This is a genomic window from Pseudonocardia sp. DSM 110487, assembly GCF_019468565.1.
Classification (GTDB): domain Bacteria; phylum Actinomycetota; class Actinomycetes; order Mycobacteriales; family Pseudonocardiaceae; genus Pseudonocardia.
Window position 1 is genome coordinate 5743221 of record NZ_CP080521.1, and the last position, 19760, is coordinate 5762980.

Consider the following 19760-nt stretch of genomic DNA (forward strand, 5'->3'; position numbering starts at 1 on the left):
ACCCTCAGGCGCGCGGCAGCGCGAGCGCACCTCCGGCGGCCGCGATCGCCGCCGCGCCGAACGCGACCGGCGCCGTCGTGAGGTCGGACAGCAGGCCGAGCGCGGGCGCGGCGAGGGTCTGCCCCACCGCGATGAGCAGGAAGGCTGCGCCCACCCCGAGCGCGGGCGCGTCCGGGTAGGTGCGCGTCCCCCAGACCAGCAGCACGGCGGTGAGACCGATGTACACCGCCCCGAACAGCGCGGCCGCCACGAACACCACCGGCAGCACGCCGGGCGCGAGTGCGAACGCGGCGGTCGCGGCGGCGAGCAGCAACATTCCCGCGACCCACGCGCGGCCCAGCCCGGTCCGCGCGACCAGGTCGCCGGTGAACGCGCCCGCCACCCCTGCCACCCCGAGGGCGATCCACATCAGGGTCGAGGCCGCCGCGCTCACGCCCGCGGTCACGACGAGGTCGCGCCCGAAGACCCACACCGCCGCGCTGCCGGCCCCCAGCGCCGCGGCGGCCAGCAGTAGCCGTCCCGTCCCCGGCCGCCACCACGGGCCGCGGGCGGCGTCCTCGGACTGGCGACGGGTCCGGCCACCCGGGATCGTAGCGACCGTCCACGCAGTGACCAGCACGGCGATCCCGCAGTAGGTCGCCCATGCCAGGCGCCAGCTCCCGAACAGCAGGAGCGCGATCGGCCCGGACACCGCCACCCCGACCCCGGTACCGGCGTTGACCACGGTCTGCACGCGGTCGGCGCGGTCGGCCCGCACCCACCGGGCCACGGCGTCGGCCAGCGGAGGGGAGGCCAGGCCCGTGCTCGACCCGGCGATCACCACGCCCACCGCGAGTACAGGCACACCGGGGGCGAGCGCGATCAGGCCGGTGCCGAGCACCGCGGCGAGCCCGGCAGCCGTCGCGACCGCCCGCGGCCCCCAGCGGACCGTCGCGAGCGTCGCCGCGACGACGGCCACGCAGTAGCCTGCGTAGCTGCTCGACGCGATCGCGCCGGCCGCCGCGGCCCCGAGCCCGAACTCCACCGTGAACGCCGGGACGAAGAGGCCGTACGCGAACCGGGCGAGGCCGTAGCAGACCGCGATGACCGCCAGCCCTGCCGCCGCCAGGCGCACGGCCCCGACGGCGGCCTGTGTCTGCACGGTCCGTCCCCCCACTGGATGCATGCCGTCGAGTACCCGGATCGGGACGGAGGCACCAAGGTCGTCGCCGTAGAGCGGACGGCTGGAAGACTCGTCGGCGTGGACCCCGACCCGGATCGCACCCGCGCCTTCGGCGAGCAACTGCTGGGCATCCTCACCGGCGGCGTGCTCACGATGCTGATCGGCATCGGCCACCGCACCGGCCTGTTCGCGGCCGCGGCGCGCGGCCCTGCCACCAGCATGGAGCTCGCCGAACGCGCCGAGCTGCACGAGAGGTACGTGCGCGAGTGGCTGGGCGCCATGGTGACCGGCGGGATCATGGAGTACGACCCGGCAGGCGGCCGGTACTCGCTGCCCGCCGAGCACGCGGCGCTCCTGACCGGGGCCACGTCGCGCAACATCGGCCCCGCCGCGAGCAGCCTGCGCACGCTCGGGTCCGTGCTCCCGCAGGTCGAGCGGTGCTTCACCGACGGAGGCGGCGTCCCGATCGCCGAGTACGCCGCGGTGTCGGCGGGCGGGCTCGGCGAGACGTGGCGCCACATCTACGACGAGCACCTCGTCGACGGCTTCCTCGGGCCGGTGCCGGGCCTGCTGGAGCGACTGCGCGCCGGGGTGCGCGTGCTCGACCTCGGCTGCGGTACCGGCCACGCCGTCAACGTGCTGGCGCGCCGGTTCCCGCGCTCGACGTTCGACGGCCTCGACATCGCCACCGACGCGATCGCCGACGCCGAGGCCGAGCGCACCGCGTTCGACCTCCCGAACGCGGCCTTCGCCGTGGCCGATGCCGCCGACCTCGCGCCCGACAAGCCCTACGACGTGATCACCGCGTTCGACGCGATCCACGACCAGGCGGCGCCGGAGGTCGTGCTGCGCCGCATCCGGGACGCGCTCGCGCCGGACGGCGTGTTCGTGATGATCGACACGAAGTTCGCGACGAGGCTGGAGGACAACGTCGGCAACCCGTACGCCCCCCTTTCCTACGGGGTCAGCCTCCTGTTCTGCGTGCCCACCTCCATCGCGACCGGCGGTAGCGGGCTCGGCGCGATGTGGGGCCAGGAACGGGCGACGGAAATGCTCGCCGACGCCGGGTTCACCGACGTCGAGGTGTTCGACACGCCGCGCCCGCAGAACTGCATGTACGTCTGCCGGACGGAGGAGTCGTGAGCAACGAGATCGTCGAGCGCACCACCGGCCTCGCGGGCGAGCTGGTGCTACGCCGGGACGGGGAGCACCACGAGATCGTCGCCAACGGGGTGTTCCTCATGGACACCCGAGGCGGCGGCTCCGAACGACTGCTCGTCTCGGCCACCGCCGACCGCATGCCGCCGCCTGGACGGATGCTCATCGGCGGGCTCGGTGTCGGGTTCTCACTCGCCGCCGCGCTGGTGCACCCCGCGGTCACCGCGGTCGAGGTGGTGGAGCGCGAGGCCGCGGTGATCCACTGGAACCGCGGGCCCCTCGCGCCGCTGCACGGCGACGCGCTCGCGGACCCGCGCGTCGCGGTGCACGAGGCGGACGTCGCCGACCGGATCGCGACCGCGGCGCCCGGGTCGTTCGACGCGATCTGCCTCGACACCGACAACGGACCGGACTGGCTCGTCAGCCCGGCCAACGCCCGGCTCTACACCGACTCCGGCCTCGCCGCGGCCGCGCGCGCCCTCTCCGCGGGCGGGGTGCTCGCCGTGTGGAGCACCGCCCCCTCCCCCGCCCTCGTGGCACGGATGGGCGGGCTGTTCGGCGAAGTCACGACGCTCGAGGTGCCGGCGGATCGGGGCGCACCGGATGTGGTGACGCTGGGGATCGATCCGCGCCAGGAAGCCTAGTTCTCCACCTCGACACCACATACCGCGGAAGATCGCCGGTCGGGTGCACCGGCGGCCACATCCGGCCGGCCGCGCACCCAACCGATGATCATGGCTCGCCGAGATCACCAGCGCCGGACGGGTTGACAATCGCGCGATTCGAGCATCACAGTGGGCGCCGGCGATCTAAAGCGTATTAGATGAGTATTAGGTGCCCGCGATGAAGCCATGGCAGTCCTTCCGCGTCGACGAGTTCGCCGGTCGCGTCGCGCTGATCACCGGAGCCGCGAGCGGGATGGGCCGGGAGACGGCCCGCGCATTCGCCGAGCACGGTGCCGACGTCGTCCTCGCCGACGTCGACGCCGGCGCGCTCGACGGCGTCGCGGGCGAGCTCCCCGAGGCACTCCCGCTGGCCGTCGACGTCTCCGACCCGGATTCGGTGGCGGCGGCGTTCGAGCGCATCGATGCCACCTACGGCCGGCTCGACCACGTCGCGCACTGCGCCGCGGTGATCGCGGCGACACGCTTCCTCGAGGCGGACGCGGCGCACTGGCGGCGGGTGCTCGACATCAACCTGGTCGGATCCGCCCTGGTGACGCAGCAGGCGCTGCACCGGATGCTCGAGGCAGGGAACGGAACAATCGTGCTGGTCGCCTCCGACGCCGGCTTCCGCGGCGGCGGTGGCGTGATTGCCGACGCCCCGTACGCCGCGAGCAAGGCCGGTGTGCTCTCGATCGTGAAGTCGGTGGCCCGCGAGTTCGCCGGGCGCGGCGTCCGGATCAACGCGCTCGCGCCCGGGCCGTCCGACACCCCGCTGCACAGCGGCATCCCCGCCGAGGTGAAGGAGCGGATCGCGGCGGGGCTCCCGATGCGGCGGATGGGCGACCCGGCCGACATGGCCGGTGCCATCCTGTTCCTCAGCTCCGCGGTGGCGTCCTTCGTCTACGGCGCGACGCTCGACGTCGACGGCGGGTCGATGCTCCGATGAGACGAGCGAGCGGAACGCGCAGACCGCGTCCTCGGCAGGCCGACATCGCCAAGGTGGCCGGGGTCTCGCAGGCCACCGTGTCGCTCGTGCTCGGCGGGAAGCCGGACGTCGTCGGCCTCGCCGCCGGCACGGTGCAGCGCGTGCACGCGGCGGCGAAGGAGCTGGGCTACGTCGCCGACCCGGCGGCGCTGCGGCTGGCCCGCAGGCAGAACTACCTGCTCGGCGTGCACACGTTCAGCGCCACGTTCCCGGTCGACATCGAGAACTCCTACTACCCGTTCCTCGCCGGCATCGAGGAGCAGGCGGGGGCGCGCGGCTACGACATCGTGCTGTTCACCGGCGCCGCACCGGCGAGCCGGCAGGCGCCGGGGCGGGCCGACGCGATCCACCGCCTGCGGCTGGCCGACGGTTGCATCCTGTTCGGCCGCAAGGTCCCGCGCGACGAGATCGGGCGGCTGCTCGACGACGATTTCCCGATCGTCTACATCGGACGCCGGAACGAGCTCGGCGACCGGCTGCCCTACGTCGGCGCCGACTACGTCTCCGCCAGCCGCGACGTCGTCCTCCACCTCGCGGGGCTCGGCCACGAGAAGATCCGCTACGTCCGGGAGCAGGACGTCGCACTTGCGTCCGAGGACCGCCAGGCCGGTGTGCTGCAGGGGCTCGCCGATGCCGGGTTCGCCGGCGGCGCGCCGCCCGTGCTGGCCGCCGCGGCGGAGGAGGTCACCGCCGACTGGGTGCGGGCCGAGGTCGAGGCCGGGGTCACGGCCTTCGTCACGGAGGCCACCGACACCAGCGTCGTCGCCCGCGCCGTCACCCGCGCGATCGCGGGGGCGGGCCTGCGGTGCCCGCAGGACGTGTCGCTGGCGATGCTCGGCGAGTACGTCGTGCAGCCCGCGGGTGAGCCCGTCCCGACCGGGTTCGCCGTGCCGCGCCGCGAGATGGGCCGGGCCGCGGTCGATCTCATGATCGACCTGCTCTCCGGCACACCCGTGCCTGCGCCTCGCCGGCAGTCCCTGATGGCCTGCGCGTTCGTGCCGGGCGAGACCACCGGTCCCCGTACCCCCTAGGAACAGGAGAGAAGTGCTCGAACTGCGTGCTGACGTGCTCGTCGTCGGAGGTGGCCTCGGCGGTGTCGCCGCGGCCCTCGCCGCCTGCCGGGCGGGTCGCGACGTCGTGCTGACCGAGGAGACCGACTGGGTCGGTGGGCAGCTGACCAGTCAGGCCGTGCCGCCGGACGAGCACCCGTGGATCGAGCAGTTCGGCGCGACCGCGTCCTACCGCGCGCTGCGCGACGGGATCCGCGAGCACTACCGCCGCTGGTACCCGCTGCGCGCGGAGGCCGCCCGGCTGGCGAACCTCAACCCTGGTGCCGGCCGGGTGAGCAAGCTCTGCCACGAGCCGCGGGTCTCCCTCGCCGTGCTGGAGGCGATGCTGGCTCCGCACCGCGCGGCCGGACGGCTGACCGTGCTGCTGGAGACGGTGCCGGTCGGCGCGGAGTGCGACGGCGACCGCGTCGGCCCGGTCGAGCTGCTCAACCGGCGCGACGGGCGGCGGATCGTGGTCTCGGCGCCGTACGTCGTCGACGCGACCGAGACGGGCGACCTACTGGCACTGACGAAGACCGAGTACGTCACCGGGGCCGAGGCGCAGTCCGACCACGACGAGCCGCACGCGCCTGCCGTGGCGAACCCGCAGAACATGCAGGGGTTCACGTTCTGCTTCGCGCTGGACCACCGGCCCGGCGAGGACCACACCATCGACTGTCCGGAGCGTTACGACTTCTGGCGCTCCTACCAGCCGGAGTTCTGGCCGGGCCCGCTCATCGGGCTGCTGGCGCCGCACCCGCGGACCCTGGAACCGACGCCTCGGCACTTCGCGCCGAACCCTGGCGACGACCCGCTCGGCGTCGTCGCCGACCAGAGCAAGGCGGCGGGCGACCTCGACCTCTGGCTCTTCCGCCGCATCCTCGCGCGCGACCTCCACACGCCGGGGGCGTTCGCCTCCGACATCACGCTGGTCAACTGGCCGCTCAACGACTACTGGCTGGGCAGCGTGATCGACGTCGAGCCGGACGTCGCGGCGCGCCACCTGGCCGACGCCAAGCAGCTGAGCCGGTCGCTGCTGTACTGGCTGCAGACCGAGGCACCCCGCCACGACGGCGGCACCGGGTGGCCGGGGCTGCGCCTGCGCGCCGACGTCACCGGCACCGCCGACGGCCTGGCGAAGGCACCCTACCTGCGGGAGTCCCGCCGGATCCGGGCGTTGACCACGGTCACCGAGAACGATGTGTCGCTCGCCGTGCGCGGAGCCCACGTCGTGCGCGTGCGCGAGGACTCGGTCGGCGTCGGCAGCTACCACCTCGACCTGCACCCGTCGACGGGCGGCGACACCTACATCGACCTGGAGAGCGTGCCGTTCGAGATCCCGCTCGGCTCGCTCGTGCCGCAGCGGGTGCGCAACCTGCTCCCCGCCGCCAAGAACATCGGGACGACCCACGTCAGCAACGGCTGCTTCCGGCTGCACCCCGTCGAGTGGAACGTCGGTGAGGTCGCGGGCCTGCTGGCGGCCCACTGCGTCGAGACCGGCAGCGAACCGCACCAGGTGCACGCCGACCGCGACCGCAGGGACGAGTTCACCCGGCTCCTCGAGCGCGGGGGCGTCGAGCGGCACTGGCCGGAGATCAAGGGGTACTGATGACGATCACCTACGCTCGCGAGCTCGACGTCGCCGCCGACGTCGACGTGCTGGTCGCGGGCGGCGGGCCTGCCGGGCTCGCGCCGCGGTCGCGGCGGCGCGGGGCGGCGCCCGGACCATGCTGGTCGAGCAGTACGGCTATCTCGGCGGGAACCTGACCGCAGGGCTCGTCGGCCCGTGCATGACGTCGTACTCCCTCGACGGCGAGCAGCAGCTGATCAAGGGTGTGTTCGACGAGTTCGTGCGGCGGATGGCCGAGCGCGGCGACGCGCTGCACCCCTCGCAGACCCGGGCGGGCGACGAGTACTCCGGCTTCATCGTCTACGGGCACGACAAGGTCACCCCGTTCGAGCCGGAGGCGGCGAAGACCGTGGGCCTGCAGATGTGCCGGGAGTCCGGTGTGGAGCTGCTCCTGCATTCCTTCGTCGCCGACACCCTCGTCGAGGACGGGCACGTGCGCGGAATCGTGGTGGCGAACAAGAACGGCCTGCAGGCGCTCACCGCCCGGGTCACCGTGGACGCCACGGGCGACGGGGACGTGGCCGCGCGGGCCGGCGCCGAGGTGCGCGTCGGCCGCCACTCGGACGGCCGGACCCAGCCGATGACGCTGTTCTTCCGGGTGCAGGGCGTCGACGACGACCGCGTGGTCGAGTACATCCGCACGCACCCGGAGGACCGGCGGCCGTACGCCGGGATCGTCGCGGCGGCGCGCGAGGACGGCCGGTTCCCCTCGCCCCGGATGGGCGTCGGGATGTACAAGACCATGCGACCCGGCGTGTGGCGGATCAACACCACCCGGGTGCTGGGCCGCGACGGCACGCAGGTGCGCGACCTCACCGCGGCCGAGATCGAGGGCCGCGACCAGGCCATGGCGCTCGTCGACTTCTTCCGCGCCGAGCTGCCTGGATTCGAGGCGTCCTCGCTGCTCGACACCGCGGCGACGGTCGGGGTACGGGAGAGCCGGCGGATCATGGGCGACTACGAGCTGTCCATCGAGGACCTGCAGACCGGCCGCCACTTCGACGACGTGATCGGCCTGTGCGCCTACCCCGTCGACATCCACGACCCGAACGGCGCGGGCGGCGGGATCACGCCGTCGTACAGCACCGCGAACGCCTACGAGATGCCCTACCGCAGCCTGCTCCCGCGCGGCCTGGAGGACGTGCTCGTCGCCGGCCGGTGCGTGTCGGCCACCCACGAGGCGCTCGGCGCGATCCGCGTCATGCCGCCCGCCTTCGCCATGGGCGAGGCCGCGGGCACCGCGGCGGCACTCGCGGTGGCCGGGGGCACGTCCCCGCGGCTCGTCCCGGTGCCCGAGCTGCAGCGGCGGCTGCGCGAGCAGGGCGCCTACCTGGGCGAGGAATCCCTCGCCCTGGCCTGACCTCCCCACCTCGACGAAGAGGAGTTGGTGCCGGATGACGACGCCCATCAGGGTCGGGATCGACGTCGGAGGAACGTTCACCGATGCCGTGGCGATCGACGCGACGAGCCTCGAGCTGATCGGGACCGCGAAGGTGCTGACCACGCACCGGCACCCCGACGGGGTGGCGCGCGGGATCATCAACGCGCTCAAGGAGCTGCTGGAGAACTGCGGGCGCAGCGCCGACGACGTGGTCTTCCTCGCCCACGGCACGACGCAGGCGACGAATGCCCTGTTGGAGGGCGACGTCGCGACCGTCGGGGTCGTCGGCCTTGGCCGCGGGCTGGACGGCTGGCGCACCCGATCGGTGCGCCACCTGTCCCGCCTCGAGCTGGCGCCGGGCAAGCACCTCCCGCTGGCCTACGCCCACGCCACGGCGCCGTCGCAGGTGCCGGGCGCCGTGGCGGCCGTGCACCGGGCAGGCGCCGAGGTGGTCGTCGGGGTGGAGGCGTTCAGCGTCGACGACCCCGATGGGGAGCTGGCCGTCGTCCACGCCGCGGAGTCGCAGCGGCTGCCGGCCACGGCGACGCACGACATCAGCAAGCTCTACGGGCTGAAGAAGCGGGCGCGCACCGCGGCGCTGAACGCCAGCATCCTGCCGCGCATGCTCGGCACCGCCGAGCTGGTCCGCAGCAGCATCGACCACGCCGGGATCCACGCGCCGCTCATGGTGATGCGCTGCGACGGCGGCGTGATGTCCCTCGACGAGATGCGCCGCAGGCCCCTGCTGACGATCCTCAGCGGACCGGCCGCGGGTGCCGCGGGCGCGCTGCTCGCCGAGCGGGTGAGCGAGAGCGTCTTCCTGGAAACCGGCGGGACGTCCACCGACATCTCCGTCATCCGCGACGGCCGCGTCGCCGTCTCGTACGCGAAGGTCGGCGGCTACACGACCTACCTAAAGTCCCTCGACGTGCGCACGGTCGGCATCGGGGGCGGCTCCCTGGTCCGCGTCTCCGGTGGCCGGGTCGCGGACGTCGGGCCGCGCAGCGCGCACATCGCCGGCCTGGACTACGGCTGCTTCGCCGACCCGGAGCTGGTGCGCGGCGGCCGACTGGAGCTGGAACGGCCGATGGAGGGTGACCCGGCCGACTACGCCGTCGTCGTCACCGACCACGGCCGCTTCGCGATCACCGTCACCTGTGCGGCGAACGCGCTCGGCATCGTGCCCCGTGGCGACTACGCCTTCGCAGAGCCTGCGGCGGCCCGTCTGGCGATCGAGCCGCTCGCCGCGCGCCTGCGCTACTCGGTCGACGACGCTGCGCGGCAGATCCTCGATCGCGCGGCCGGCCGGGTCCGGGAGGTGGTCGACGAGCTGATCAAGGACTACCGGCTCGAGCGGGATGGCCTCGAGCTGGTCGGAGGGGGCGGTGGCGCGGCCACCGTGGCCCTGCACCTCGGGTCCACGATGGACCTCCCCGCCCGGATCGCCGCCAACAGCTCCGTCATCAGCCCGATCGGCGTGGCACTCGCGCTGGTGCGCGACACCGTCGAGCGGGTCATCCCCGAGCCGAACCGGCAGGACATCCTCTCGGTGCGGGCCGAGGCGGAACGGGCGGTTCTGGCGCAGGGCGCCTCGCCGGCCACCATCGAGGTCGACGTGTCGGTCGACCCGCAGCGCAACGTCGTCGCGGCGGTCGCGACCGGCGCCACAGACCTGCACACGCCTGCGTCGGAGAAAGCCTCCGAGCAGACCGCCGCCGATGCCGCCGCCCGGAGCATGCGCGTCGACGTCGCCGCGGTCCGCACCGCCGCGACCACCCCGCAGTTCCGCGTCTACACCGCCGAGCGCGCCCGCGGCGGGCTGATCGGCAGGGTGAGCCGGCCACGACACCCGGTTCGCGTCGTCGACTCCGACGGCCTCGTCCGCTTCACCAGCCCGCACGCCGAGGTGCGCGGCTCCACGGTCGGCGCGGCCCGCGCGGCGCTGACGAAGGCCCTCGACGAGTTCACCGCCTACGGCGACAGCGGGGCGCGGGTGCCCGCGATCCACCTGCTCGTCGCCGGGCGGCTGGTCAACCTCGCCGGCGTCACCCACGCCGACCAGGTGCTCGCGCTCGCCGACACCGAGCTATCGGGGCGCGCCGACGAAGAGGACGTCGTGCTGGTCGTCGAGGAGCGCTCGTGAATACCGCGGTCCTGGCGCAAAGGTGCGTCGAGCTCGCCGGACGGTCGGACGCGGACATCGGAGGGAAGTTGCTCGGGCAACTGGCCGTGCACGCCGCGGTCGACCCGGACACCCTCAGCGGCTGGGCCGCATCCGCGCTCGCCTTCGGCCGCGAACTCGCCCGCACGGCCCGGCGGCCCGCGCCCCTGCCCGTCACCGAGACGAGCGGGGGCATCGAACCCGGGCGGCGCATCCTGCTCGCCGAATACCGCAGCCGGCCCGCGCGCGTGCTGATCTACCGCGACGCCGTCGAGCGGGCCGAGGTGCTGATCGACGACATCGGCTGGCGCGACTGGTACCCGGCCGGCAGCGTGCGGGCCGCCGCCACCGCGCACGAGACAGCGCACCAGCTGCTGCACGGCCCGGCCGCCGCCGCGCTCCGCCACCGCGTCGGGAAGGTCGCGCTGCGGATCGGGCGCTGGTCGGTGCCCGCGCACGTCGTGGGCGCCGCCGAGATGGCCGCCCACGGCTTCGCCGCAGAGTCGGCCGGCCTGGGACGCACCCCGGTCCTGCTCACCGCGGCGCTGGGCGAGCTCGCCGCCGGTATCCGACAGCCTGCCGAGAGGGACATCTGAGATGGGTATCGCGATTCTCCTGGTCATGGCCGTCGGCGTCGGCGTGATGCTCACGCGGAAGGTGCCGACGGCGTTCGTGCTCGTGCTGCTCGGTGTCGTGATCGGCCTCATGGCCGGGGCACCGCTGATGGGCGAGAAGAACAGCATCACGACGACCGTGCTGCAGACCGGAGCCGTGGCGCTCGCCGCCACGATGGCCGCCATCGTGATCGGCTCGTGGCTCGGCTCGATCATGGGTGAGACCGGCATCGCCTCGACGTTGATCCGCAAGACCGTCGAGCTGGGCGGCGACCGCCCCTATGTCGTCGCGCTCGGCGTGTTCGTCGTCGGCATTCTCGTCGGGACGGTCACCGGCTCCGCTCCCGCCGCGATGCTGGTCGGGATCATCGGTATCCCCACCATGATCGCCATGGGTGTCCCCCCGATCACCGCAGCGGGCACCGTCGTGTTCGGCCTGAGCGCGGGCATCCCGTTCGAGTTGATCTCATGGCAGTACCTGTCGCAGACACTGGAGATCCCGGTCGAGACGGTGCGCGACTTCCAGCTCACGCTCTTCCCGATCGTGCTGGTGATCGGCGTCGTCTACGTCGTCGTCGAATCGCGGCGCCGCGGGGTGCAGCACGCGTGGGCCGCCATCGCCCCGGAGCGCGCGCGGCCGGCGAGGGAGCGCCGCACGGGGGGCGCCCCGTGGTACTCGCTGATCACGCCGCTGGTGCCGATCGTGCTGGCGCTGCTGCTCGACGTCCCGATCATCCCCGCGCTGCTCGTCGGCGTCTGCTACGCGCTGGTCACCACCACGCGGCCGAGCCGGCTCGCGGCCGTCGGGCTGCGGACGCTGCACCGCAGCTTCGACACCGCCATCCCCCCGCTGCTGCTCTTCGCGGCGATCGGCATCCTGCTCGCCGCGGTCAAGCTGCCCGGCTCGGTCGAGGCGCTGCGCCCGATCGTCACCGCGGTGATCCCCACCCACCCGGTGCTGTTCGTGCTGATCCTCGGGCTGCTCACGCCGCTGTGCCTCTACCGGGGACCGTTCAACGTGTACGGCATGGGTGCCGGGCTCGCAGGCGTCCTCATCGCCAGCGGGGCGTACGTGCCACAGGCGGTGCTCGGCGTGATGGCGTCGTACAACCAGACCCTCGGCGTGTCCGACCCGACGAGCACCCAGACGGTGTGGAGCGCGGGATACGCGGGGGTGCGGGTCGAGCGGGTGATGCTGCAGACGCTGCCCTACACCTGGGCGGTGGCGGTCGGCGGGCTCATCCTGACTGCCGTGCGGTTCCTATGAGTGGTACCCGGGTCTGCGCGGGGTGAACCACGGTTGTGCGGCGGGGAGACCCTCGGCAGGCTGATCGCGTGCGCGACTTCCGGTTCTCCGCCAACGTCTTCGGGATCCCGTCACGAGAAGCGCTGCAGGAGCGGTGCCGGCGCGCGGAGAGCGCCGGGTTCCACACCATCTTCGCCCCCGATCACCTCGGTGCCCCGGCCCCGTTCCCGGTGCTGCAGGCCGCGGCCGACGCCACCGAGCACCTGCGGGTCGGCACGCTCGTGCTGAACGCGCCGTTCTGGAACCCCGCGCTGCTGGCCAGGGAGGCGGCGTCGATCGACATCCTCTCCGACGGCCGGCTGGAGCTCGGGCTGGGCTCAGGGCACATGAAGTGGGAGTTCGACACCGCCGGCATCCCGTGGGAGCCCTTCGGCGCGCGGGCGCGTCGGCTCGAGGAGACGATCACCGAGCTGCGCCGGTTCTTCACCTCCGACCTGGCGGCACTGCCAGGAGGGCGCTCCCCGCTCCCGATCCAGCGCACCGGGTTCGACGGCTCCGGCCCGCCGCTCATCGTCGGCGGCACGGGTGACCGGGTGCTGTCGATCGCCGCGCGGTACGCCGACATCATCGGCATCGCGGGCGTCTACCAGATCGAGGGCAAGCCGCCGGGGACGTTCCGCCTCGGTACCGCCGCGGACGCCGACGACCGCGTGCGGTTCGCGCGCGAGCAGGCGGGCGGCCGGGCGGGCGACGTCGAGTGGCACGTGCTCGTGCAGATGGTCGTGCCCACCGACGACCGCCGCGCGGCCGCGGAGGAGCTGGTCAGGCGCTTCGATGGCGAGATGACGGTCGACGAGGCCCTCGAAACCCCGTTCCTGCTGATCGGCACGGTCGCGCAGATGGCCGAGCAGCTGCGGGCCTCCCGTGAGCGCTACGGCTTCTCCTACATCACCGTGCACGAGCCGTATTACGAAGCGTTCGAATCGGTGGTGGAACTGATGCGGAGCGAGGCCGTCACCCAATAGGGTGACCGCGTGCCGGAGCTGGACCTGCGTTTGCTGCAGTCGTTCCTCGCTGTCGCCGAAGAGGGCGGCATCACCCGGGCTTCGGCCCGACTACACCTCGCCCAGCAGGCCGTATCGGCGCAGATGCGGCAGCTGGAGCACACGCTCGGCGTCGCGCTGCTCGTCCGCACCTCCCGCGGCGTGCTGCTCACCGCGGCCGGACGCGAGCTCGCCACGGGCGGGCCCGCCGCACTCGAGCACGTCGACCGGCTCGTCGAGCGGGTGCGTGGCGTCGCCCGCGGCGAGTCCGGCAAGCTGCGGCTCGCCTGCAAACCCCACGCGACCGCCGAGTTCGCGCTGGAGGTCACCGAGGCCATCGAAGCACGGGTCCCCGGCGTGGACATCGAGCTCACCACGGCGTCCACGCTGCCCGAGGAGCTGACGCTGCTGGCGACGGGCGCCGTCGACGCGGCGTTCCTCTGGGCGCCGATCGGCGATCCCCGGCTCCCCTACGCCCCGGTGCGTTCGGACCGGCGGATGGTCGCGCTCGCCGCCGATCATCCGCTCGCGGGCCGACGACAGGTGCAGCTCGCCGACCTGGCCGACGAGCCCGTCATCCGGCCGGCGGGCCCAGTGGCCGCGAATGTGCTCGCCCACTGGCTCGCCGAACCACGGCCTGGCGGCCGCCTCGCCAAGCGCGGGCCGGCGGCCGACCGCAGCGAGGACCACCTGCTGCTCGTGGCCCGCGGCCGTGGCGTCTGGCTCGCGCCGGAACCGATCAGCCGCTACTTCCCCAGCCCGCGCGTCCGCTGGCTCCCTGTCACCGACGCCGAGCCGAGCACGCTCGTCGCCGTGTGGACGCCCGAGTCGCCCTCCGCGCTGGTATCCCGCCTGATCGCCGAGGTGCGGGCACTGACCGGCTGGCACGACTCGTGAGTCGGTCCATCTCCTGAATCAGTACATTGCGCCGTTGACCCGCAGGGTCTGACCGCTCACCCAGCCCGCCTCCGCACCCACGAGGAAGCCGACCATCGGGGCGATGTCCGACGGCGTCCCGAGCCGGTTCTGCGGGACGAACCCGGCGGCCATCGCCGCGGACTCCGGCGACTCGGCGCCGTGGAAGAACGGGGTGTCGACGGGATCTGCGCCGCGTCGGTCGCGTCGGTCCGCACGGCCTCGGCGCTCACTCCGTGCTCCTCGAGCCGGGCGAGGGTCTTCGCGGCGACATCCACGTCCCCGGCGTAGCTGATCACGGTCGTGGCGCCGCGGGCGGCGAGACCCACCGCGAACTCGGCTCCCATGTTGCGGGAACCCCCGACGACGATGGCGACCTTGCCGTCGAGGTCACGGGCGGTGGTACGGGCTGGAGCAGTCATGGCACGACCCACGCCGCTTCTGGCGCCGACCGGAAACAGCGATGCGCGGTGGCCGCGTCCACGAGATGTTGTGGCGGTAACGTCGTCCCGTCCGTTGACGAGGTTGAGCCCGAGGAATACTCTGACCACACAAGAGACAAGGTTTTCGTCATGACGGAGCGCTACCTCGGTGTTCTCGGCATCGCCGAGGCGCTCGAGGTGAGCCGGCACGCCGTGCACAAGTGGCGCTCCCGCTACCCCAGCGACTCCGCCCACCCGTTCCCCGAACCCGACGTCGAGGTCGACGGGGCTCCCGGCTGGGCGGAGCGCAGATTGGACGAGATCGTGCAGTGGCGGGATGGCCTTCCCGGGCGCGGTGTGGGCGGCGGGCGCCCCTCCGCCGCGCGCCAGCGGTATCTGAGCGAGGCGCTGACCCGAGGTCTGAGCAGGGAGGAGGCGGACCGCCTCCTCACCGCCATGGCCGAGGAGTTCCCCGAGATGACCGACCAGCAGGTCTGCGAGTTCCTCCTCGAGAAGTGGCGCGGCCTCGACGAGATGGAGGAGATCCTCCGGCGCTACAACTAACTGATCCGGCGTATCGGTTGGCCATGGTCGCGACAACGACCACCTGCACCCGATACCGGCAGGTCAGCGCGGTGATCAACGGTCTCGATCGACACCGCGACCGGCGCATGACGGGCCGGTCTCCGGGACCTGCGCTGTTGGTAGCCTGTCGCCGTCTCCCATCCAGTTGGGCGGTCACGCCTGCATGCAGCCGTCACTTCGGATCACCACACGCCGGTTCGTCCTGTTGTGGGCGAGCACGGCCCTGGCGGTCGTGGCGGTTGCGGCATTGATGGGGCATCTGCTCGGGCCGCACTCCCACAGTCCCGTCACCGACGTGGCCGCCATCGCCGGGCATGAGGTCGATCATGACCCGGCCGGGCACGGCGACGATGGCGAGATGGGGTGCGGGTACCTCGTGCAGGCCCACTCCGGCGGCCAACCCGCGGCCGAGCCGGCGACGTCGGCCGTCACCGTCCGTCCGGCTTGCCGGGATCGCGATACCGCCTCCGTCGGCTCACCGCAGGACGATCGAGCGCCTCCCGACCTGATGTCGGAACTCCAGGTCATCCGGGTGTAGTCGGCACCACCCGCCACCGAGCGGGCACTGCCGCCTGTCCAGATGACCACCGTGCCGGCCCGGTAGAGCCGCGCGGGCCAATCATGGAGTGACGACGCCGTGCGCCACGACTACCTGACCCATCGCCGGCCAACCCGCAACGCCCCGATGGCGGATCGGCAACTCGTCGCCGACCACCCGGCTCGCGAGCCGGCCGGCGACGACATGCCGACGGAGCCTCAGTACGTCATCCCGACGACCCCCCGGCCGCGGCGACCAGCACAGCCGGATCGGCAGCCGGATCCGGACGACGCGGGTGGGCGACATCGGCGCACGACCCGGCGCACCGACACCGAGCTGGCGCACATCGTCGCCGGTCTGGCCAGCCTTGCCGCCGGCGTCATCCACGTCGGCGCCACCCCGGGGCATTGGAACGAGTGGCAGGCCGCAGGCCTGTTCTTCGCTGGTACCGCCGCATTCCAGATCCTGTGGTCGGTGCTGGTCGTGACCGTGGGCGGACGGTTCCTGGCCGCCATCGGGATCGTGGGCAACCTGGGTGTGCTCGGCGCATGGGCCGTCAGCCGGCGGTGGGGCGTGCCGTTCGGGCCGCACGCCAACGTCCCAGAAGCCGTCGGCCTGGCCGATACGCTCGCCACGCTGCTGGCCGGGGTGGTGACCGCGGTCATGCTCTGGTCACTGCTGCCACGCGAGCGCAACGGCGTGCTGTCCGCCGGTGGCTACCGGCTGGCGACGATCGGTGCGCTCCTGGTCATGGCGACCGCGGCCGTGACCGGCACCGTCGACGCCATGGGCCCCGGTCACAGCCACAGCGGAGCGGGCGGCGACGCCCCTCACGACGACGGTACCCATGACGACGACACCGGCACGGCTCCTCGCACCGGGGATGCCGAACCGGATGGGGTCGAACCGGACAGGCCGGAGCCGGCGCCACCCACCCACGACGACGGTCACGACCACACTCATTGACGGCTGCGTAACGGCTACCGGCGGCTCGGGGCCAGCCGCTCCGCGGTCTCGAGCTCGCCAGGACCACCCAGTGGCCCGATCACCACGTGGTCGGCCCCCGCCGCCTCCTGCTCACGCAGCCGGGAGACGACCCGGTCCAGCCCGCCCCATGCGAACGCCGCGTCGACGAGACCGTCGCTCATCTCGCTGATATCGGTGTCGCTGAGCCCCATCCGGGAGAACGCGGCCGCGTAGCCGGGCACCTGGGACAGGAAGCCCAGCGGTTCTCGGGCGGCGGCCCGCGCGGATTGCGGGTCCTCGTCGAGGACGACCATCTGGTCGACGACGAGCGTCCGGCCATCGCCGAGCCGCTCCCGGGCCCATCCGGTGTAGGCGGGATCCACCAGCAGCGTGACGGCCCCTCCGAACCGCTCCCGGGCGAGGTCCAGCTTGCGCGGCCCGAGCGCCGCCAGCAGCCGGCGCTCCCGCGGCACCGCGGCGTCGAGCTCGTCGAGTGCACCGTTCAGAGCCGCGATGCCGCCGGCCTGCCCCCCGAGCCCCACCACGAGGCGACCCGGAGCGATCCGTTCCGCCTCCGCGTACAGCTCGACGATCGCGTTGGGGCCGTGCACGTCGAGCGGGATGATGCCGGGCACCACCGCGATCCGGGTCGTCGCCCGCAGGATCCGCAGCAGCGGATCGAGGGTTGCCAGCTGCCCGCCTGCCACCCAGATCGCCGAGTACCCCCACCGCTCGACGGCGCGCGCGTGCTCCTCCAGGTCGTCGGTCACGGTCAACGCGGCGCCGTAGCGCCCCAGTCCATCGATCATGGAACCGACCGTAGAAGCTGAACCTCACTTCAGGTCAACTCCTCGTCGAGCAGCGCGCGGAGCAGCGGCCGCTCGGCCTCGGGGACGTAGTCGGCGTAGTAGTCGTAGAGCGACTCGCGGGCCAGCCGCGCTGCTAGGGGGCCGTCGCGGCGGCGCACAGCGTCGAGGACGTCGGCGTGGTGACGCAGCGAGCGCTCCATGAGCTCGCCGCGGTCCTGCGCATCAGCGATCTTCTGGGAGATCAGACTCAGCACGACGCCCCGGACGACGTCGCTGCACACCTGGATCAGGATGTTGCGGCTCGCCCGCGCGACCGTGTCGTGGAACGCGACGTCGGCCCGGCTGAACTCCTCGTAGCCTCGGTCGAGGGCGAGCTCCATCTCGGCGAGGGCGGTGTGCATCGCGGCCAGTTCATCCTCGGTGGCGAGGCGGGCCGCCAGTAGGTTCGCGGAGCCTTCGAGGAGCATCCGGAACTGGACGAGCTCGGCGAGCCCCACCTCGTCCACGCGCACGAGCCGGGTGACCGACTTCCGCAGCGTGGTCGGGGAGAACGGCAGCACCTCGGGGCCGTTCGGGTCGCCGGGGCGGGAGCGGACGAGCCCGTCGCTCTCCAGCACCCGCAGCGCCTCGCGCACTGTGGAACGACTGACGCGGAACTGCGCGGTCATCTCCCGCTCGCTGGGCAGCCGCTCGCCGGGGCGCAGCTGGCCGCGGAACACGCGGTCCTCGACCTGCTCGACGATGCTCTGGTAGGCGCGGACGGGCCGCACCGCCTCGAATGGCCTGCCCGACTCCGAACCCGACTCAGCCATCGCTGCTCCGCTCGTGCTTGACCCACCGGATCGCCCATGACACGGTAGCGGCTCGATGAGGCTACTGGTCCGACCAGTTGCGGCGGGGGGATCCTCCAGGTGACGCGTTCCAAGCTCGGTTCGGGCGTCCTCCTGCTGGCCGCCGCCCTGCTCGCGGGCGGCTGCTCCGCCGGTTCGACGGCCTCCCCCGGCGCAGCTCCCGGTAGTCCCGACGCCCCGCTGCGGATCGGGCTGACCGCCGAGCCGGCCAACCTCGACTTCACCCGCACCGACGGCGCCGCAATCCCGGAGGCGCTGCTGGTCAACGTCTACGAGGGCCTCGTCAAGCTCAACCAGCAGACCGGCGAGATCGAGCCGGCGCTCGCCGAGTCCTGGACCGTCAGCCCCGACGGGCTCGTCTACGACTTCACGCTCCGCGAGGGCGCGACGTTCTCGAACGGCCAGGCGTTCACCGCCGACGACGTGAAGTTCAGCATCGAGCGGGTCCGGTCGGACGCGTGGACCGTCTCACTCAAGAGCGGCATGGGCGTCGTGTCCGGGGTCGAGGCGGTGTCCCCGACGCACGCGCGGGTCACGCTCAGCCAGCCCAACAACAGCTGGCTCTTCCGGATGACCACCCGCATCGGGGCGATGTTCGACCCGTCCGGCGTCGGCGACCTCGCCAACGCGCCGGTGGGCACGGGTCCGTACACGGTCTCGGAGTTCCGCCGCGGCGACCGGCTGGTGCTCACGCGCCGCGACGACTACTGGGGGGATGCCCCCGCGATCCGCCAGGTCGACCTGCAGTACTTCCGGGACGCCACCGCGGCCGTCAACGCCCTGCTCACCGACGGCATCGACGTGATCGGCACGGTGCAGGCGCCCGAGGCGCTCGCGCAGTTCGAGGGCGACGGCCGCTTCCAGGTGATCGAGGGCACGACCAACGGCGAGGTCACCCTCGCCATGAACAACGCCACCGGGCCCACGAGCGACGTGCGGGTGCGCCGCGCCATCGCGATGGCGATCGACCACGACGCCGTACTGAACACGGCGTGGGCCGGCCGCGGTGCCCTGATCGACACGATGGTTCCGCCGACCGACCCCTGGTACCAGCCGCTGCCCGACGTCACCCCGTACAACCCGGACGCGGCCCGCGCGCTGCTCGCCGAGGCCGGCACGCCGAACCTCTCCCTGCGGTTCCGGATCGCGAACCTCCCGTACGCCGTCGCGGCGGCGCAGGTGGTGCAGAGCCAGCTCGCGGCCGTCGGGATCCAGACCCAGATCGAGCCGCTCGAATTCCCGGCCCGCTGGCTCGAGACGGTGTTCCGGAACGCCGACTACGACCTCTCGATCGTCTCCCACGTCGAGCCGCGCGACATCCGCACCTTCGGCGACCCGAGCTACTACTGGCGCTATGCCAACCCGGAGGTCCAGCGGCTGCTCACCGAGTCCGAGACCGGCAGCCCCGAACAGCAGATCGACGACCTGCGGCAGGTGGGGCGGCTGATCGCCGAGGACGCGGCGGCCGACTGGCTGTTCCTGCTCCCGAACCTGATCGTCGCCGACGCCGACGTACGAGGGCTGCCGCAGAACCGGATCGGCGAGTCCCTCGACCTCACGGCGCTGTCCCGGGCGTAGCC

Annotated in this window: 20 protein-coding genes and 1 pseudogene; 16 read left to right on the forward strand and 5 right to left on the reverse strand. The window is 72.9% G+C overall.

Annotated elements, in window-relative coordinates:
- Window positions 1-4: 4 nt before the first annotated feature.
- Window positions 5-1141 (reverse strand): MFS transporter, encoded by a 1137-nt coding sequence (locus K1T35_RS26795; protein WP_255620764.1) that lies wholly within the window; start codon window positions 1139-1141, stop codon window positions 5-7.
- Between the two features lie 99 nt (window positions 1142-1240).
- Between K1T35_RS26795 and K1T35_RS26800 the strand changes: the two genes are divergently transcribed.
- From K1T35_RS26800 to K1T35_RS26855, 12 genes are all read left to right on the forward strand, one after another.
- A complete protein-coding gene (locus K1T35_RS26800; protein ID WP_255620765.1) occupies window positions 1241-2305 on the forward strand; it encodes a methyltransferase domain-containing protein in 1065 nt (354 codons plus the stop codon).
- The gene (locus tag K1T35_RS26805) at window positions 2302-2964 is read left to right on the forward strand and encodes a spermidine synthase (protein ID WP_220254590.1); all 663 of its coding nucleotides are present in this window, start codon (window positions 2302-2304) and stop codon (window positions 2962-2964) included. The genes K1T35_RS26800 and K1T35_RS26805 overlap by 4 nt, the downstream gene beginning before the upstream one ends.
- Before the next feature lie 199 nt (window positions 2965-3163).
- Window positions 3164-3931 carry an SDR family NAD(P)-dependent oxidoreductase gene (locus K1T35_RS26810; protein ID WP_220254591.1) on the forward strand — a complete coding sequence of 256 codons (768 nt, stop codon included), beginning with the start codon at window positions 3164-3166 and terminating at the stop codon, window positions 3929-3931.
- Window positions 3928-5001 carry a LacI family DNA-binding transcriptional regulator gene (locus K1T35_RS26815; RefSeq protein WP_220254592.1) on the forward strand — a complete coding sequence of 358 codons (1074 nt, stop codon included), beginning with the start codon at window positions 3928-3930 and terminating at the stop codon, window positions 4999-5001. The genes K1T35_RS26810 and K1T35_RS26815 overlap by 4 nt, the downstream gene beginning before the upstream one ends.
- 13 nt (window positions 5002-5014) lie before the next feature.
- Window positions 5015-6628: an FAD-dependent oxidoreductase gene (locus K1T35_RS26820; protein ID WP_220254593.1), complete on the forward strand. Its 1614-nt coding sequence runs from the start codon at window positions 5015-5017 to the stop codon at window positions 6626-6628.
- The gene (locus K1T35_RS26825; RefSeq protein ID WP_220254594.1) at window positions 6628-6786 is read left to right on the forward strand and encodes a hypothetical protein; all 159 of its coding nucleotides are present in this window, start codon (window positions 6628-6630) and stop codon (window positions 6784-6786) included. The genes K1T35_RS26820 and K1T35_RS26825 overlap by 1 nt, the downstream gene beginning before the upstream one ends.
- A complete protein-coding gene (locus tag K1T35_RS26830) occupies window positions 6747-8009 on the forward strand; it encodes an FAD-dependent oxidoreductase (RefSeq protein ID WP_220254595.1) in 1263 nt (420 codons plus the stop codon). Before K1T35_RS26825 ends, K1T35_RS26830 begins: the two co-directional genes overlap by 40 nt.
- 34 nt (window positions 8010-8043) lie before the next feature.
- Window positions 8044-10173: a hydantoinase/oxoprolinase family protein gene (locus K1T35_RS26835; RefSeq protein WP_220254596.1), complete on the forward strand. Its 2130-nt coding sequence runs from the start codon at window positions 8044-8046 to the stop codon at window positions 10171-10173.
- On the forward strand, window positions 10170-10787 hold the full coding sequence (locus K1T35_RS26840; RefSeq protein ID WP_220254597.1) for a hypothetical protein: 618 nt from the start codon (window positions 10170-10172) through the stop codon (window positions 10785-10787). Before K1T35_RS26835 ends, K1T35_RS26840 begins: the two co-directional genes overlap by 4 nt.
- A 1-nt stretch (window position 10788) precedes the next feature.
- Complete coding sequence (locus K1T35_RS26845) at window positions 10789-12072, forward strand: transporter (protein WP_220254598.1); 1284 nt, start codon at window positions 10789-10791, stop codon at window positions 12070-12072.
- A 68-nt stretch (window positions 12073-12140) separates the two neighbouring features.
- Window positions 12141-13076, forward strand: coding sequence for an LLM class F420-dependent oxidoreductase (locus K1T35_RS26850; RefSeq protein ID WP_220254599.1), 936 nt, complete (start codon window positions 12141-12143; stop codon window positions 13074-13076).
- A gap of 9 nt (window positions 13077-13085) precedes the next feature.
- A complete protein-coding gene (locus K1T35_RS26855; RefSeq protein WP_220254600.1) occupies window positions 13086-13991 on the forward strand; it encodes a LysR family transcriptional regulator in 906 nt (301 codons plus the stop codon).
- Between the two features lie 18 nt (window positions 13992-14009).
- On the opposite strand, the gene K1T35_RS49075 is transcribed toward K1T35_RS26855, so the two are convergent.
- Window positions 14010-14144: a hypothetical protein gene (locus K1T35_RS49075; RefSeq protein WP_255620766.1), complete on the reverse strand. Its 135-nt coding sequence runs from the start codon at window positions 14142-14144 to the stop codon at window positions 14010-14012.
- A gap of 56 nt (window positions 14145-14200) precedes the next feature.
- Window positions 14201-14431, reverse strand: a pseudogene (locus K1T35_RS49810) (SDR family NAD(P)-dependent oxidoreductase); the annotation flags it as partial.
- 150 nt (window positions 14432-14581) lie between these two features.
- Here K1T35_RS49810 and K1T35_RS26865 point away from each other — a divergent pair.
- From K1T35_RS26865 to K1T35_RS26875, 3 genes are all read left to right on the forward strand, one after another.
- Window positions 14582-14995, forward strand: a complete 414-nt coding sequence (locus K1T35_RS26865; RefSeq protein ID WP_220254602.1) for a hypothetical protein — start codon at window positions 14582-14584, stop codon at window positions 14993-14995.
- A 316-nt stretch (window positions 14996-15311) separates the two neighbouring features.
- The gene (locus tag K1T35_RS26870; RefSeq protein ID WP_220254603.1) at window positions 15312-15554 is read left to right on the forward strand and encodes a hypothetical protein; all 243 of its coding nucleotides are present in this window, start codon (window positions 15312-15314) and stop codon (window positions 15552-15554) included.
- 99 nt (window positions 15555-15653) lie between these two features.
- Window positions 15654-16520, forward strand: coding sequence for a hypothetical protein (locus K1T35_RS26875; RefSeq protein ID WP_220254604.1), 867 nt, complete (start codon window positions 15654-15656; stop codon window positions 16518-16520).
- A 14-nt stretch (window positions 16521-16534) separates the two neighbouring features.
- Here K1T35_RS26875 and K1T35_RS26880 read toward each other — a convergent pair whose 3' ends face one another.
- Window positions 16535-17329: a TIGR03620 family F420-dependent LLM class oxidoreductase gene (locus tag K1T35_RS26880; protein ID WP_220254605.1), complete on the reverse strand. Its 795-nt coding sequence runs from the start codon at window positions 17327-17329 to the stop codon at window positions 16535-16537.
- 29 nt (window positions 17330-17358) lie between these two features.
- Window positions 17359-18141, reverse strand: coding sequence for a FadR/GntR family transcriptional regulator (locus tag K1T35_RS26885; RefSeq protein ID WP_220254606.1), 783 nt, complete (start codon window positions 18139-18141; stop codon window positions 17359-17361).
- A gap of 99 nt (window positions 18142-18240) precedes the next feature.
- Here K1T35_RS26885 and K1T35_RS26890 point away from each other — a divergent pair, with 99 nt between their 5' ends.
- Window positions 18241-19758, forward strand: coding sequence for an ABC transporter substrate-binding protein (locus K1T35_RS26890; RefSeq protein ID WP_255620767.1), 1518 nt, complete (start codon window positions 18241-18243; stop codon window positions 19756-19758).
- Window positions 19759-19760: the final 2 nt, after the last annotated feature.

Bases quoted from the DNA above. Each gene is read 5' to 3' on its own strand.
- K1T35_RS49075 (WP_255620766.1), bottom strand. From the start codon at position 14,144: ATGGCCGCCGGGTTCGTCCCGCAGAACCGGCTCGGGACGCCGTCGGAC.
- K1T35_RS26835 (WP_220254596.1), top strand. From the start codon at position 8,044: ATGACGACGCCCATCAGGGTCGGGATCGACGTCGGAGGAACGTTCACC.
- K1T35_RS26825 (WP_220254594.1), top strand. From the start codon at position 6,628: ATGACGATCACCTACGCTCGCGAGCTCGACGTCGCCGCCGACGTCGAC.
- K1T35_RS26830 (WP_220254595.1), top strand. From the start codon at position 6,747: ATGCTGGTCGAGCAGTACGGCTATCTCGGCGGGAACCTGACCGCAGGG.
- K1T35_RS26880 (WP_220254605.1), bottom strand. From the start codon at position 17,329: ATGATCGATGGACTGGGGCGCTACGGCGCCGCGTTGACCGTGACCGAC.
- K1T35_RS26810 (WP_220254591.1), top strand. From the start codon at position 3,164: ATGAAGCCATGGCAGTCCTTCCGCGTCGACGAGTTCGCCGGTCGCGTC.
- K1T35_RS26865 (WP_220254602.1), top strand. From the start codon at position 14,582: ATGACGGAGCGCTACCTCGGTGTTCTCGGCATCGCCGAGGCGCTCGAG.
- K1T35_RS26845 (WP_220254598.1), top strand. From the start codon at position 10,789: ATGGGTATCGCGATTCTCCTGGTCATGGCCGTCGGCGTCGGCGTGATG.
- K1T35_RS26815 (WP_220254592.1), top strand. From the start codon at position 3,928: ATGAGACGAGCGAGCGGAACGCGCAGACCGCGTCCTCGGCAGGCCGAC.
- K1T35_RS26885 (WP_220254606.1), bottom strand. From the start codon at position 18,141: ATGGCTGAGTCGGGTTCGGAGTCGGGCAGGCCATTCGAGGCGGTGCGG.